The sequence below is a fragment of the Paraflavisolibacter caeni genome, from assembly GCF_025628885.1.
GTDB lineage: Bacteria > Bacteroidota > Bacteroidia > Chitinophagales > Chitinophagaceae > Flavisolibacter > Flavisolibacter caeni.
Genome location: NZ_JAOTIF010000001.1, coordinates 801,819 through 817,166, shown reverse-complemented (window position 1 = coordinate 817,166; position 15,348 = coordinate 801,819). Strand labels below are relative to the sequence as shown.

At 40.1% G+C, this 15,348-nt stretch carries 10 protein-coding genes and 2 tRNA genes; 3 read left to right on the top strand and 9 right to left on the bottom strand.

Annotated elements, in window-relative coordinates; translation table 11 throughout:
- Nucleotides 1-3: 3 nt before the first annotated feature.
- Entirely contained in the window at nucleotides 4-1,029 is a 1,026-nt protein-coding gene (locus OCK74_RS03395) for an FRG domain-containing protein (protein WP_279295583.1), read from the bottom strand.
- Nucleotides 1,029-3,425 (bottom strand): EcoAI/FtnUII family type I restriction enzme subunit R, encoded by a 2,397-nt coding sequence (gene hsdR / locus OCK74_RS03390; protein WP_279295582.1) that lies wholly within the window; start codon nucleotides 3,423-3,425, stop codon nucleotides 1,029-1,031. Before hsdR ends, OCK74_RS03395 begins: the two co-directional genes overlap by 1 nt.
- 657 nt (nucleotides 3,426-4,082) lie before the next feature.
- On the opposite strand from hsdR, the gene OCK74_RS03385 reads away from it, so the two are divergent.
- The gene (locus OCK74_RS03385) at nucleotides 4,083-4,313 is read left to right on the top strand and encodes a hypothetical protein (RefSeq protein ID WP_279295581.1); all 231 of its coding nucleotides are present in this window, start codon (nucleotides 4,083-4,085) and stop codon (nucleotides 4,311-4,313) included.
- Nucleotides 4,314-4,556: 243 nt separating this feature from the next.
- On the opposite strand, the gene OCK74_RS03380 is transcribed toward OCK74_RS03385, so the two are convergent.
- The 6 genes from OCK74_RS03380 to OCK74_RS03355 form a co-directional block, all read right to left on the bottom strand.
- A complete protein-coding gene (locus tag OCK74_RS03380) occupies nucleotides 4,557-5,189 on the bottom strand; it encodes a hypothetical protein (RefSeq protein ID WP_279295580.1) in 633 nt (210 codons plus the stop codon).
- Nucleotides 5,190-5,310: 121 nt separating this feature from the next.
- On the bottom strand, nucleotides 5,311-6,732 hold the full coding sequence (locus OCK74_RS03375; protein ID WP_279295579.1) for a caspase family protein: 1,422 nt from the start codon (nucleotides 6,730-6,732) through the stop codon (nucleotides 5,311-5,313).
- A gap of 438 nt (nucleotides 6,733-7,170) precedes the next feature.
- Nucleotides 7,171-7,247: transfer RNA gene (locus tag OCK74_RS03370), tRNA-Pro, on the bottom strand.
- Nucleotides 7,248-7,262: 15 nt separating this feature from the next.
- Nucleotides 7,263-7,353 (bottom strand) — tRNA-Ser (locus tag OCK74_RS03365).
- Between the two features lie 145 nt (nucleotides 7,354-7,498).
- Nucleotides 7,499-8,935 (bottom strand): chromosomal replication initiator protein DnaA, encoded by a 1,437-nt coding sequence (gene dnaA, locus OCK74_RS03360; protein ID WP_279295578.1) that lies wholly within the window; start codon nucleotides 8,933-8,935, stop codon nucleotides 7,499-7,501.
- Between the two features lie 562 nt (nucleotides 8,936-9,497).
- The gene (locus tag OCK74_RS03355; protein ID WP_279295577.1) at nucleotides 9,498-10,613 is read right to left on the bottom strand and encodes a porin; all 1,116 of its coding nucleotides are present in this window, start codon (nucleotides 10,611-10,613) and stop codon (nucleotides 9,498-9,500) included.
- A 543-nt stretch (nucleotides 10,614-11,156) separates the two neighbouring features.
- On the opposite strand from OCK74_RS03355, the gene OCK74_RS03350 reads away from it, so the two are divergent.
- Nucleotides 11,157-13,037, top strand: coding sequence for a phosphoenolpyruvate carboxykinase (GTP) (locus tag OCK74_RS03350; RefSeq protein ID WP_279295576.1), 1,881 nt, complete (start codon nucleotides 11,157-11,159; stop codon nucleotides 13,035-13,037).
- A 111-nt stretch (nucleotides 13,038-13,148) separates the two neighbouring features.
- On the top strand, nucleotides 13,149-14,825 hold the full coding sequence (locus OCK74_RS03345) for a putative transporter (RefSeq protein WP_279295575.1): 1,677 nt from the start codon (nucleotides 13,149-13,151) through the stop codon (nucleotides 14,823-14,825).
- Nucleotides 14,826-14,830: 5 nt separating this feature from the next.
- On the opposite strand, the gene OCK74_RS03340 is transcribed toward OCK74_RS03345, so the two are convergent.
- Nucleotides 14,831-15,346 carry a threonine/serine exporter family protein gene (locus tag OCK74_RS03340; RefSeq protein ID WP_279295574.1) on the bottom strand — a complete coding sequence of 172 codons (516 nt, stop codon included), beginning with the start codon at nucleotides 15,344-15,346 and terminating at the stop codon, nucleotides 14,831-14,833.
- Between the last annotated feature and the right edge of the window lie 2 nt (nucleotides 15,347-15,348).

Below are 15,348 nucleotides of genomic sequence, written 5' to 3'. Positions count from 1 at the left end.
TAATTATAGATAATTAAAATTCAAAAAGTGCTTATATGCTTTTGCCGCAATAACTTCTTCTTGTGGGTATATATATTCTCGATCTATAGGCAAATTTCGTTTTCTACCTCTGGAATCATGAGTTAAATAATAACAGATGTATTCATAAAGAGCCTTATGAATATTATAACATTTGATTTTTGGAAATATAAAAGGAGAACCTTCAATGATTTTTCCCAATCCCTGAAAAAAATATTCTAAGGGTTTATCGGAACTTGAATTATAAATGAATAAGCCTTTTTGATTGATAATATTTAAGTTTTGCTGGTTATAAAAAATATTAAAGGAAGGTCTACTTTTTAACTTAAAAGCAAACCCATCCTTCATAAAGCCAGGAATATAAGCAACCTTATATTGACTTAGAAATTCGTATCTTAATTCTTTCATACTAAATACACTATCAGATAAGCCAATATTTCTGTCTTTGTAACTGTCTAGGATTTCGTCTATATTTTTTAAAGCAGATTTCAAAACAGATAACAGATTTATAAGTTCAGGCCACCTTGTATCAATTATATATAATGAACAGAAATTATCTATATCATTATCCGAATCTGCATATTTCAGTCCATCTGTTGCGAAAAAGAGCGCATTATCTAAACTATATGTCCAATCCAATAAAGGTGTAGGTGCGCCATAATGTTGTAAGAAACTTAAAATGGAAAGATCATATGCAGGTTGTCCAAATGCTGTAAAAAACTTTTCTAATAGTCCATTTTGCCACTTTTTAGCATTATTGATTTGACTTTTTATAAAGTCATTATAGGAACAATTAAAGTTCTTTAATTCCTTGTTAGCCCATTTCCTTTGCGCCGAATTGAATAATTTATACTTTGCATCTGAGCAACCTCTAAATAATAAATTATCCTTTTGCTTTTCATTTTTAAATTCCTTTATGAAATCGTCGAACTGTTCTCTAGAATAGATTTCAGTCTGTTCAAAGTTTATTGATTTGCCTTTAATGTTAGGATACGTAGTTAACCTTGCCATTATGCTAATTTATATAGTTGTTCTTCTAGTTCTTTTATAGCACTCCTGTACTTATCACGACTCCCAAACCGCTTAATGATTTCAATAGGCGTTCCGAATTTAGTAAATGGATCAATTGATAATACCTCAGTGCTTTCTATTGTTGCGATGCCTTCATCAGCATATTTATCTAATAAGGCTTCCAGTACTTTCCGTGATTGTTCACCATACTTTACAAAGTAGTTACGCTTCTTTACATTGTTTGCCCGCTCCTTCCGGGTAAGGGGTTGTTGATCAAATGCAACATGGCAAATAAGATCGAAGAGGTCTACTTCTCTATTTACTGCATCCTGCAATGTACTTACCATTACCCCTTGTTCTTCCAGTTCTTTTATGATTGCAGCCTTACGGTCTGCTTCGTTCCATTTATTTAAAAATTCATTTAAAGAGGCATATTGTCCTCTAACGATTTCCTTGGTATAATCCTTCAGGTTTTTAGTAATCAGTTTCCCATTCACATCAAAATACAATTCCTGTGATTGTAATACAGACACATCAACTCCATTTACATAAACTTTCTCCCTTGGTGGGGTGGGTGGCTGAGGAACAGGCTTGGGTGTTCCTTTGGGCTTCTGCTCATCTTCATTAATATTTCCGTTGTTATCATCTTCATCCGGTGCAGGATAACCATCTGAACCGCCTTCTTCTTCATCAGGATCAACAGGAGGGTCATTTTCACCTTTTTCTTTTATTTTAATAGGGTCACCATCGAATTTTTTATCAGCAAATAACTTTGTAGCATTCCTGAAATCAAGAATAGTAAAATATAACTTGTCGAATGCCTCATTAATACGTGTACCACGACCAATGATCTGCTTGAACTCAGTCATGCTCTGGATATTGCTATCCAGCACGATAAGTTTACAAGTCTGCGCATCTACTCCTGTAGTCATTAACTTGCTTGTGGTAGCAATAACCGGGTAACGTTCTTCCGGGTTAATGAAATTATCCAACTCTCTTTTACCCTCATCGTTATCCCCTGTGATCTGCATAACATATTTGTAATTCTCTGCAACCAAGTCTGCATTCTCATTGGCAATGGCATAACGCATTCTTTCGGCATGATCTATATCAACACAGAATATAATGGTTTTAGAAAAACGATCAGTTGCTTTTAAAAACTCGGTGACCTTTTTCGCAACAGTTTCTGTACGTTCATCAATGACAATGTTTTTGTCGTAATCTTTCCTGTTGTATATCCTGTCTGCTACTTCATTTCCCTTTTTGTCTCTTTTGCCTTTTCCTGGCCTCCAACCTTCTTCAGTATCGGTATTAAGCGTGACTCTTATCACTTTGTAAGGGGCCAAAAACCCATCATCAATACCCTGCTTAAGAGAATATGTATATAGCGGATCACCAAAATATTCAATATTTGAAATTTCTTTAGTCTCCTTCGGTGTGGCTGTAAGGCCAATATGTGTAGCATTCTTATAATATAATAAAATATCTCTCCAGGCACTGTCTTCAGCTGCGCTTCCGCGGTGACATTCATCAACAATAATCAAGTCGAAAAAGTCTCTGGAGAACTGTTTGTATATATTGTCAGCGTCCTCACTACCCGATAGCCCCTGGTAAAGAGCGAGGTATATTTCATAGCTCTTGTCCACTTTACGGTTCTTGACAACCGTCATCTTATCCCTGAAGTGCTTGAAATCACCACGTTTGGTTTGGTCAACTAGTGCATTTCTATCGGCGAGAAAAAGTATGCGTTTTTTTACACCTGCCTTCCATAAACGGTAAACTATTTGGAAAGCTGTATACGTTTTTCCAGTACCTGTGGCCATTACAAGTAAAATCCTGTCTTGACCTTTTGCTACCGCTTCGATGGTCCTATTAATAGCTATTTCCTGGTAGTAGCGTGGTTTTCTGCCAGAGCCATCCTCAAAATAAGGTTGTGAAACAATTCTTTCTTCTTCGGGTGTCTGTATACCCTTGTAGCTTTTAAACTTTTTCCAAAGATCATCAGGTGAAGGAAAATGATCTAATGAAAGTTCCTGCTCAATATTTTCACTTGCTGTGCGATCATGAAATAAAAACCCATCACCATTACTGCTAAATACACATGGGATATCCAAAATCTTCGCGTATCCTAAAGCCTGCTGGATACCAGAACCAATTGTATGGTTATTGTCTTTTGCCTCAATGACAGCTATAGGATTAGAATTGTAGTAAAGGATATAATCAGCTCTCTTGCGCTCACCTCTGGCTGTTAATTTTCCTCGCACGTAGACTTTGCCGTTGGTAAAGGAAACTTCTTCTAAAATCTGCGTATCCACATCCCATCCTGCTTTCTGCAAGGCTGGTGTAATAAGTTTTGTACAGATATCACGTTCGGAAAGCAGTTTCTTATCGATCATTTTGGTTGTACTTAGCTCTGGTGAGGTTTAGAGCGATAAAAATAATATTTAAACTTTTTCAACCCATAAAAATCCATCTAGCTCAACTGGTTAAATGTAAATAAAATATCACAGATCAAAACAGCTTCGTTATTAGCTAACCAGTTTAGACAAATGATGAAAAACAAACAAGGTTGCCATTTGCAAAGAAGGATCTAACAGGCAAAAAATTCTGGTATAAGGGAATAAAGAGGCTTTGTTATTGGATTGCAAGGTGATCTTGATGCAGTAATGCGCTGAAGATGTCGTTAAGCAATGGGCAGGTAGTAGGACAAAGCAACAAACTAAAAATAACCTAGTGGCTCATGTACGGGCAGGTATGCTTCTCTTACGCAAGTAACTCCTGCTGGATTCCAGCTAATCTTCCACAAAATATGAAGATCGACACAAAGGAGACACTTTCTATATTTTCCTCGTTGCTTTAGAATCGTTAGAAATGCAATCGCATATAATCAATATCGCAGTCTTTATTTCATTCACATTGGTTACAAAATCCTTCCCAAGCTTAATTGGATAGTTTTACATTAAGAGAATTCACAAAATATTTACTTAATGTAAATGTTAAATGCGTTTACCCTCTATGGTTATTAATTATATTCACGAATAAATCTATATCTTATGATTAACGAGCAATTAATCTTAAAGCTGATGTCGTATATCAATAGAAAATCAGTTATCGGCCTCATGGAAGAAGGCTTTCCCGAATTTACCCGCGAAGAAAACGATCAGATCCCAGAGCTATGCTTCCTTTTGCGCAAAGCTGGCTTTCTTGATAGCAAACATAAGAATTGTTATTTCTTAACTCCTGAGGGTGAGGAAGCGTTAAAAAGAAAATTACCTATCGGTTAATTCCTGCTTTTTCTTCGATAGGCAGGTTTTTGTAAATTGAGAGGAAATTATAAAATTATTTTTATGCTAGATGATAAAAACCAAGGCTTTCCACAATCGGAACCTCCCGGACCGTTCGAGAAGGGCGGGGCAAACAGTTTTCCTTTCGAGGAAACGACCACAAGAATAAGAAAAGGTGATGACGGCAGCGCAACAAATGATATTCCAAGGGAATCACCAAATATAGAACCTAAGAAATCCACATCATCTGAATAGCAAATAGTGGGCTGCAAAAAAGAGGGGCGCTATAACAATGATCAACATGGAAAAGTTGAGCAGTGTCCATCTTTTTCTATTCAGCGTGCGGTTTTCTTTTATATCATTTTCATAACTCATGATCAGGTTCAAGATGACGTTTTTCTGACGGAGGTTTTCGTCAGCGCCCTCATTAAATGACCTGCTTTCAAATATTTTGCAGGGCGTCCAACCGGGTATGCAATAATCTTTTGGCAGAATGGCAGCGATCAGTAAACCGGAAATGATAGCCAAGACAACGCTGCCCCATATCGCCATTTCTAACATAAGATCCCAATATTTATTTGTTTCCCATCGGTCAATCGAATAAGCCACAAGAGCGATTAATAAGGCAGAAGTGAGGTTCAGCATATTAGTTGCTCGCTCTGTAATGATCTGCCCTGTATCGACGGAATCTTGAAGTTGCTTTTCTGCCTGTTCCAAATAGAATTTCGCTTCATCTAGCGAAGTCTTTTCAATCTTTGTCTCTTCGATGCGGTAAGTTACTCTTTCGTTTCCTTTGAGTAAGATTTTTTTAAGCCACTTTGCCATCGATTTTTTCTTTGCCAGTCGTGAAGTTGTTTGTGTCTGGGTGTTTCCCATAGCTATTTAGCCAAGAAGAAAAAATGTTGCTTGTTGAAAAATGCTTTAAGGCTTACATTCTATTCTTCTCCAAATAGAATTGCGTAAATCTGCTTTTGGCAATACTATTTGACAGAAGTCGTTATTTCACCTTAAATCGGTCGGTCAGGTCCTTAGTAATTCTAGAATTAAGTTCCGTGAAAATCGCTTTTACTCCTTCGATAACACTGTCCTTATCGGTAATTTTGAACTCAACAGTCTTCCATTCAATTTCCTTATAGTTAAGTTTTCTATTATCCCAACTTTCTTCAATATAACTAGCGTGAAAATAGAAAAAGCGTATGGCTTTTTTTGAAAGGAGGAAAACTATAACAAGGTTGTAGCTGTTAATATTCGGGTATTTTGAGTTTGCAATAATAGAAAGCCCCTTGAACGGCACATCAATTTTTAAATCGTAGCCATCGAGCTCATATTTTGCAGGCTTTTCTTCCTGCACCTGCGACCTTAAACGTATTTGATTTGATAAAGCAGAGAACACTTCATTTGGATCATCATAAACTCGAGTGTGAGTTGGTTTGGCAAAAAAAGCATTTGGGTTCTCTTTTAGCCATTTCCCAATCGTAATACGTGAAGGAACATTCTTGATTTCTTCAATAACAGAGACCTTCAATTCATACAATTCATTAAGTTCAGGAGCAAGTTCAAGCTGTGATACCACACTCCTAATTGTTTCCAATAATGTAATTGCCTCTTCCTTGGTACTAAATTCCTTTGCTTCACTCTTCACCATATCAGCAATATTCGGAGCTTTAGATGCAGATGGTGCAGGTGCGGGTTTAGCAGACAAACTTTTTAAATATTCTCTGAGTTGAGGTTTTATTGTACAAAACCTTTCAGTTAATTCAGCCTGAATTACAAAAAACGGTGTTTGGTCGCCGTTGTTTTCGAACTCATCAGAAATAAAATCAATAATATCTTTGTACCTTATTTCATCAGTTTTATGCAGCTGAATAGAATCAATAAAACTTTTAGTAAAGAAACTCATCTCATCGTTTTGAAATGAGGATTGAGTATTAAGTGAAGAGTTCAAAAAGTAACACTTGTTAAAAGTTTGTTTTGACGAATCAAAATATTTAGCAATTGCGTCACTTTCTTTAATATAACTTGTGCCAGATTGACAAGCATCAATTACTTTGATCACAAGTTTTGGAGACAAAGTTTTCAGCAAGGTATCAATCTCCATGTTTTGCAATGAAGTTTGTTTTCTCTTAGATGGGTCAAAGTCCGAAAGAAGATAATAAAACTCATTATTATAAAATTCACCATGCCCTGTATAATAAAAGAAAATCTCATCGATTTTCTGCCCTTTATTTACAGAAACAAAGTTTGTCAGTTCGTCTTTTACTTTAGCACTTTCCTCATTAGCATTAAGAATTAATGTTGAATCGAATTTCTCGGTCTTTGTTATTGTGTTGTGGATAGCGGCTGTGTCATTCGCACAACCAGGAAGATTATTTCTTTTGTCTTTGTATTCGGCTACGCCTATTATTATTGCTAAATTCATATGCAGTTATTTGATTGCTACCAAAGTAAAAATTCATGTACCTTCTTATCCCAATTCCAGCTGATTATCAACTCCTATTTAAACAAGTTTTTATATAAGATGCAAAAATAGCAACAATGAAAACGAATTATCTATTTCTTCTGCATAAAAACAGAGTTACTTCGAGAAAAATATGATGCGGGATGACTAATTTAAATACCAACTTTTTAAAATAGTGGTTTCAACAACAATGGTCGCATCAACCAGTCCAAAAACAATACGGTTACCTAGGAGAAATGGTACCTGTTAGTTAAATTTATTACTAACTCTATATAAGGTATATAAAAGATGTAAACTAAAAAGTACAAGTTAACGAAATCAGAATACGATTTACTTCTAATTGATTTTTACTACACAAAAAATAAAAGCCCCTGAAAATCAGAGGCTTTAAATTTAAAGTGGTCGGGAAGACAGGATTCGAACCTGCGACCCCCTGGTCCCAAACCAGGTGCGCTACCGGCCTGCGCTACTTCCCGAGAAAATTTGTCCAGCGGTGAGGGAGGGATTCGAACCCTCGGTAGAGCTTTAAGGCCCTACGACGGTTTAGCAAACCGTTGATTTCAGCCACTCATCCACCTCACCGTCCTTACCTGCCTTTGCAAGCGGGTTGCAAAAATAGGGAGAAATTATTTACAAAAAACACATCCTAAAAAAAAAATAAGCACATCTATTTTCGATGTGCTTAGATATACAAATTTTTGAAGGTTTGGCTCTCGTTATCAGTGCATTACATGGCTGCCAGCTGCACTTTCTGCTGTAATTCGAGTACGTTGTCCCTGAATACACCGTCTGTGTCCATGAGGTCTTTTACGGTCTGGCAGGAATGGATCACGGTTGTATGGTCCCTACCGCCAAAGTGCTCTCCTATGGTTTTCAGTGAATTCTTGGTGAAGGCTTTTGCCAGGTACATGGTGATCTGGCGGGCCTGCACGATCTCCCTCTTGCGGGTCTTCTGGAGCAGCTTGTCGTAAGGCACTTCAAAATAGTCGCAAACCATGCGCTGAATGGTGTCGATGGTGATTTCCTTGCTGGAGGATTTGACAAAGTTGCGCAACACTTTCTTGGCCAGGTCCAGATCAATGTCCCTGCGGTTGAGCGAGGACTGCGCCAACAAAGAAATCAAAGCGCCTTCCAATTCGCGGACATTGCTGTTGATATTATAAGCAATGTATTTCACCACTTCTTTCGGCATTTCCAGGCCGTCATTCTTCATCTTTCTTTCGAGGATCTCTATGCGCGTTTCATAATCCGGCATCTGGATATCTGCGCTTAACCCCCACCGGAAGCGACTCAGCAAACGCTCCTGTACACCTTCGAGGTCTTTGGGCGATTTATCAGAGGTTAATACTAACTGTTTTCCTGATTGGTGCAGGTGGTTGAAGATGGCAAAGAATGCATCCTGTGACCGCTCTGCACGATTAAAGAATTGCACATCATCGATGATGAGCACATCGATCATCTGGTAAAAATGAATAAAGTCGTTCACCGCATTGTTGCGACTATGGTCGACAAACTGGTTGATGAACTTTTCGGAGCTCACATACAATACCACCTTGTTGGGCAGCAGCCGTTTTACTTCATTTCCGATGGCCTGGGCCAGGTGTGTTTTACCCAAACCAACACCACCGTAAATCACCAGCGGGTTGAATGAATTGGCACCAGGCTTTTCCGCTACTGTTTTACCAGCACGACGTGCCACACGATTGCTATCCCCTTCCACGTATGTTTCAAATGTGTAGATAGGATTCAGTTGCGGATCGATCTGCATTTTTTTCAATCCAGGAATCACAAATGGATTTTTTACTACGGGTGTGTTGATCACCAGGGGAAAATTCATTTCATTGTTTGATTGTGACTTGTAACCATGTGCTGCAACGTCGACTGTTACAGGTTTGTTGCGGTTATTGCCACCATCCACCATGATCCGGTATTCCAGGCGGGCATCCTTTCCAAGCTCTCTTTTGAGCGTTTTCGCCAAAAGATTTACATAGTGCTCTTCAAGGTACTCATAAAAAAACTGGCTGGGAACCTGGATGATCAAAACTTTCTCCTTTATGGAGACAGGTTTTATGGGCTCAAACCATGTTTTATAATGCTGCCACTCCACGATGTCTTTAATAATAGATAAACAGCTGGCCCAAACTTGTTCGGCGTTCTTATCCATGTAAGTAGTTTGCAATTTTTTATATTCAGTATTGAACAGTCGTCTGATAGTTTTTCACAAGTTGTGCGTAACTAAATTTCGCTATTATAGTTGAACGAATTTCTAACAATCTGTGTAAAAAAAAATTTTTTCTTCAATCCTTTTTTTCGTAATTAAAAAGAGACCAAAACAATCCAAATTTTTTTTACATACTGACAAAAAAATTATGCACGTCCACTATAATTATCCACAAAAAACTTTTTAGGAATTGCCTGTCGAAAGAGAAATCTTTGGTCCGGTAAAATCGAGAAATCCTGAAAAGGATCGCACCAAAATAGCGCCAAAATTGCATTGCAGCTGAAAACGGAATCATTTACACTACCTAAACATTTCAAAAACTTACAACCACAAACGCAAATCTAAATATTAAAAGAGGAAACATCAATAGGTTATGAACATTAATTAAAATGAAGCAATCAAAGTTCCGGCTATAAAAAAGATATCCACCATCCATCCATGCAGGGCTGTTGGTGATTTTTTGCAACAAAAAAAAATTGAAGAGTTCCCTATTTATTAACTCCTGTTAAAACCTTGCCTGGACCTGGAAGACAAACCTTGAAGCATTATGGTCCGGAACCGCAAGGTTTTTCTCCGCATACTTGTCGAAGATCATCCCCAGTTCGAAGCGCAGGAAATATTCGTCTGCCAGCTGGCAGGACAACATTGGCATGCAGGTCGTCTTTTTACAATTGTCTCTTTTCTCATCATAGTTTATAAATTCGTAACGTGTAGACAATTCCAATGACTTTACATGCGCGGAATTCATCTTGTATTTAAGGTTGGGTAAAACGTAATAACCAGAGAGCATATAATTCTGCATCAATTTGCGATCAACTGCAGATGTATCGAATGAACTATTGTTGGTGCCTCTTTTGTATTCAGACTGCACTTCCAGTTCCCACGGTCCACCCAATTGTGCAACGTGATCAATATCAGCATTCAAGGCCCAAACCTTTTCGCCCTTTGATTTTCCAACGCCCCCGTTCAAACCCAGTTTTGTTTTCGGACGTATGCCCAACTCCACACGGGCGGGAAACAGTTTACCATTATCGTTATCCGTCAACTGGTTGCGGCCATTGCCATTGAACACACCCAGATAATATTTCACCGGTATGTTTGCCACTTTGGCAGATCCGAAAACAGTTGCACCTAACTGGAAGCTTTGCCAACCGTTTGCACCAAATGCATAATACTGGTTGGTCCATTCGAGACTTTGCAACAATTCTTCGGGGTAAAGGTCTTCCCTACCGAAATAAGGACGGAACTGACCCACCTGCAGGTTGAGGTAATCACTGAATTTATATTTTATTGTTGCCAGTTCCAATACTTTATTGGCAGGATTCCCGATAAAGTCTGTCAGGTTTAGGAGCACGGCAGCTTCTGCCCTTGGCGTGATCTGTGATTTCGCCTGGACCCTTGCTCTTCTTAAAGAAAATGCCGAGGTAGCATAATCACCCGGGACAGCATGGTATTTACCATTGATGTCAATATTTTTATCAAAGGCGGAGGTATAGCGTGCCAACATCATTCCTGATACCACTACTTTTTTGTCTTTATGGAGACTATCCTGAGCGTTGGCAGCAAAGAAGAACAGGCTATTTATTATTACCAGCAGGGCGTTTACCAGATTTGACTTCATATGAGGCAGTTTTGAACCAGCAAAGCTGAGATCATTTGCCCAGGAATTAAATGAACTACTTCAAACGGTACAATGATTTCCATCAGACCTGCGGGAATAACCTGATCAGAGAAAAGATGCAAACGGGCGGCTTACCGCATTATTTATATGGACACTATACATAATCATTTGCAAACATGACATTCGTCACCAAATTAGCATGTTGAAAAAGGTGTAACTTAGACCGGTTTTAAGGCAATTAATTGCAAGAAGTACTTCAGAAAAACAGTTGTTAACAGCAACAAGATCAAACCTCTCTTAAAAGGGACCGTTTGATCCGAGATGGAGATTGAGGGAGACAAATTGAGATAAGAAACAGTTCAAACAATCGACTGGCATCTAATATCGTACTCCTAAAAAACACCACTTCTGAACTGCTTGCATATCCCCGCAGACTCTTTGGAAGCCGATGTCGCTTAAGGCTTGTGTCAATTACTACTGCCAATTGAATTGTTCAGCGTTTCTTTTCCTGTCTGATTTTCTAAACATTTTAAATTCTGAACAATGACCACAATTTCGTCACCAAAAGCAGCTATTGATACTGCACTGGTGAGCGCTTACAAAAAATCGTTAATTAATGATCTTGAAGCTTGGGTAAATACCATCGCAGAACAAACCAAAGCAGATTCTGTTTACTGGTGTGATGGTTCAAAGGAAGAATACGACAGGCTATGCAATTTGTTGGTAGAGAAAGGAACGTTCATACGTTTGAACGAAGAAAAAAGACCTGGCAGCTTTGCCTGCTTCAGCGACCCGAGTGATGTTGCCCGCGTTGAGGATAAAACTTTTATCTGCAGCCGTAGAAAGGAAGATGCCGGACCTACCAATAACTGGATGGAGCCGGCAAAGATGAAGCATATCCTTGACAGTCTTATGGAAGGCTCTATGAAGGGCCGTACACTTTATGTGATACCCTTCTGCATGGGGCCTGTTGGTTCGCAATATTCCAGGTATGGCCTGGAAATTACCGACTCGGAGTATGTAGTTGTGAATATGCATATCATGACCCGCATTGGTGATGCTGTACTACCTTATATTAAAAACAACGACTACGTTAAATGTATTCATACCGTTGGTGCCCCGCTGCAAGAGGGAGAAAAGGATGTATTATGGCCTTGTAATCCCAATGTGAAGTACATATCACACTTCCCGGAAGATCGCCTGGTGATCTCTTATGGCAGTGGCTATGGCGGTAATGCCTTGATGGGTAAGAAGTGCTTTGCGCTTCGCATTGCTTCTGTGATTGCCCGTGAAGAAGGCTGGCTTGCAGAACATATGCTGCTGATGGGCGTAGAATCGCCACAAAAAGAAAAAGTATATGTTGGTGCCGCCTTTCCAAGTGCATGCGGTAAAACCAACTTTTCGATGATGATCCCGCCCCAAGAATTGAGCGACTGGAAAATCACTACTGTTGGTGATGACATTGCATGGATCCACAAGGGGGCTGACGGACAGCTTCATGCCATTAATCCAGAATCCGGATATTTTGGCGTAGCGCCAGGTACCAATTACAAAACCAACCCGAATGCGATGGATACCATCCGGGCCAACACCATCTTTACGAATGTAGCCGTTACACCGGATGGAGATGTATGGTGGGAAGGTTTGACCAAAGAAATACCGGAAGGACTTACTGACTGGCATGGCAAACCTTATGATGCTTCCAGCGGCAAACCTGCAGCACACCCCAATTCAAGGTTTACTGCTCCTGCTTATCAAAACCCTGCTATCGACCCTGACTGGGAAAATCCCAATGGCGTACCTGTAGCAGCCTTTATATTTGGTGGCCGCCGCAGTACAGCTGTACCACTGGTGCATCAATCTTTCAACTGGAACTTTGGTGTGTATACAGCATCTACCATGGGTAGTGAAATGACAGCAGCAGCATTTGGTGAAATAGGAAAAGTGAGAAGAGACCCTTATGCCATGTTGCCGTTCATGGGTTATAATATTGGAGACTATATTAATCACTGGCTGCAATTTGGCCGGGATCTACCCAATGCGCCCCGCATTTTCGCTGTCAACTGGTTCCGGAAAGATGATAAAGGCAACTTTATATGGCCTGGCTTCGGACAAAATATGCGCGTGCTGAAATGGATCTACCAGCGCATCAAAGGCAATGCATCGGCTGTTGAAAGCCCAATTGGCTGGGTTCCCCGTTATGAAGATATGGACTGGACAGGTCTTGATTTCAGCAGGGACGATTTTGCCAGGATCATGACCATAGATCGTGAACCCTGGAAACAGGAATTGTTATCACACGAAGAACTTTTTGAAAAGTTCTATGACAAACTACCTAAAGAATTCTTTTTCTTGAGAGAATTGTTGTTATCAGCCTTGTGGCGTTCACCGGAACATTGGGGGCAACAGCCGGAACAGGTTTAACCCCCAGCTCCGCCTGAGGCGGAGAGCATCAGCGCTGCGAAGCCTTGGCTGATTTCTGTTCATACTTCCTCTTAAAAAGAGGAAGTATGAACTTCTATTAATTTTTCCAATATGAAATGGATTATTGATCTTTTTACAAACCACTCTACGGTGGCTTTTACGATACTGGTATATGCTATTGTGATTGCTTCCGGTGTTGCTATTGGTAAGCTTGCTTTTAAAGGTGTGAGTTTTGGTATTGCCTGTGTACTTTTCACGGGCATCATTGCCGGGCATTTTGGATTTCAAATTGAAAAAGAAATCCTGGAATTTATCAGGGAGTTCGGGCTTATCTTATTTGTCTATGCTATGGGCCTGCAAGTTGGACCGGGCTTTTTTGCATCCCTTCAAAAACAGGGGCTTAAACTCAACCTCGTTGCCGTACTCTGTGTACTACTCAGTGTTGCAGTAGTCGTTACCATTTATTTTATTACAGATATTCCCTTGCCTAACCTGGTGGGATTAATGTCAGGCGCAGTTACCAATACCCCGGGTCTTGGTGCAGCGCAGCAAACCTTAAAAGACCTCTCCTCCTTACATCCTGAATTGCAAAACTTGCCACCGATGGGTACATTTTATGCTTTGGCTTACCCAGGTGGTGTATTGGGCATTATACTGACCATTATCGTATTTAAATGGATCTACAAAATCAATATTGAAAAAGAAAAGCAGGCCTTGTTTCAAAAAAGTCTGGAACACACGCCCCGTCCCAGTACGATCAATTTAAAGGTCACCAACCCATCGCTTAACGGCAAGCCTGTGCAGGCCTTATTTGATACGATGCAGTCCAATTTTGTTGTATCGCGTGTTTATCAAAACAGCCAGGTAAAAACAGCCTCCAAAAACACTGTACTACATGAAGATGATGTGATACTGGTGGTGGCGCAACCCAATGACTTTATAAGGCTTAAAACCATTGTCGGCGAAGAAAGCAAGATGGACCTCACGAAGATCAGCGGGCCACTGGTAGCGAAGCAAATCCGCATTACCCGTAAAGAAGCCTGTTCCCGTTCACTTGCGGATATGAATACCATTGATGAATACGGAGTTACTATTACCAGGATACTTCGGTCAGGCATCGAGTTTATACCCGACGGCCATACACGTCTTCAATTTGGAGACATTGTAACAGCCATAGGAGAAGAAGATGAAGTGCAAAGATTGATCAGTAACCTTGGCGATTCGGACAAGAAATTAAAAGAACCGCATATTGCGGGATTGTTTTTGGGAATCGCATTGGGTGTTATTGTTGGCAGTATACCATTTGTGTTCCCTGGCATATCCGTACCAGTGAAACTTGGTCTGGCTGGCGGTCCATTGATCGTGGCCATATTCATCAGCCGTTATGCAAGCCTGTTTCCACTTACTTCCTACGTGACACAGAGTGCCAATTACATGGTGAGGGAAATAGGCATTGTATTGTTCCTGGCCAGTGTTGGCCTTAAGGCAGGTCCTGATTTCGTCAATACGCTGACATCGGCTCAAGGCCCTGTATTCCTGTTGATCGGGTTCTCTATTACCCTGATCCCTTTGGTGGTTACAGCAATCATATCAAGACTGGCATTTAAACTGAATTACCTTGAGATCTGCGGACTGATGGCAGGTGCTTCTACAGATCCTCCTGCGCTTTCTTTTGCAACGCAAATAGCGGGATCGGATGCACCAGCTATTGCTTATGCAGGCGTTTATCCTTTGACTATGTTTTTAAGGATATTGTTGCCGCAGATATTGTTGTTGTTGTTATTGTGAGTGGGCTAACCATCGGAGTTTTCTTCATCGTTGATTCTCCTTATGCGAATGTGCTTAGCTGATTCTTTCCGGGTGATCAGCATGGGTATTGCTACACCTCCGGCGAGGCTCATAAGGATGAACAATACTTTGAGGCCAGAGCTTATTGTATCTGAAAGCACCTGTTCAAAAGACTCAGGAGGAACTGTTCCAGACAACTTCATCAGGCCGAGCATCATTTTGTATGCAAAAATTCCTGGCACCATCGGGATCACGGCAGGAATGGAAAATACAAGTGGTGGCGAATGTTTGTTATGAGCTGCATAAATACTGATCAATCCTATTACAATTGCTCCAGCTAAAGTGGCCATAATAACACTGACTCCCAGAAAATGCATCAACAACACTTTAGTAATTCCTCCTGCTGCACCCATCAGGTAGATCGATAACATTGTGCGTTTTGGAACATTAAAAATGACCGCAAAGCCAAGAGCAGCCAGTCCAAACCAGATACATTTTTCAGCAAAGGTTATCCATTCCATCT

Coding starts and splice junctions, on each gene's coding strand:
- OCK74_RS03355 (WP_279295577.1), bottom strand. CDS start 10,613: ATGAAGTCAAATCTGGTAAACGCCCTGCTGGTAATAATAAATAGCCTG.
- OCK74_RS03375 (WP_279295579.1), bottom strand. CDS start 6,732: ATGAATTTAGCAATAATAATAGGCGTAGCCGAATACAAAGACAAAAGA.
- OCK74_RS03340 (WP_279295574.1), bottom strand. CDS start 15,346: ATGGAATGGATAACCTTTGCTGAAAAATGTATCTGGTTTGGACTGGCT.
- OCK74_RS03385 (WP_279295581.1), top strand. CDS start 4,083: ATGATTAACGAGCAATTAATCTTAAAGCTGATGTCGTATATCAATAGA.
- OCK74_RS03380 (WP_279295580.1), bottom strand. CDS start 5,189: ATGGGAAACACCCAGACACAAACAACTTCACGACTGGCAAAGAAAAAA.
- OCK74_RS03395 (WP_279295583.1), bottom strand. CDS start 1,029: ATGGCAAGGTTAACTACGTATCCTAACATTAAAGGCAAATCAATAAAC.
- OCK74_RS03345 (WP_279295575.1), top strand. CDS start 13,149: ATGAAATGGATTATTGATCTTTTTACAAACCACTCTACGGTGGCTTTT.
- OCK74_RS03350 (WP_279295576.1), top strand. CDS start 11,157: ATGACCACAATTTCGTCACCAAAAGCAGCTATTGATACTGCACTGGTG.
- hsdR (WP_279295582.1), bottom strand. CDS start 3,425: ATGATCGATAAGAAACTGCTTTCCGAACGTGATATCTGTACAAAACTT.
- dnaA (WP_279295578.1), bottom strand. CDS start 8,935: ATGGATAAGAACGCCGAACAAGTTTGGGCCAGCTGTTTATCTATTATT.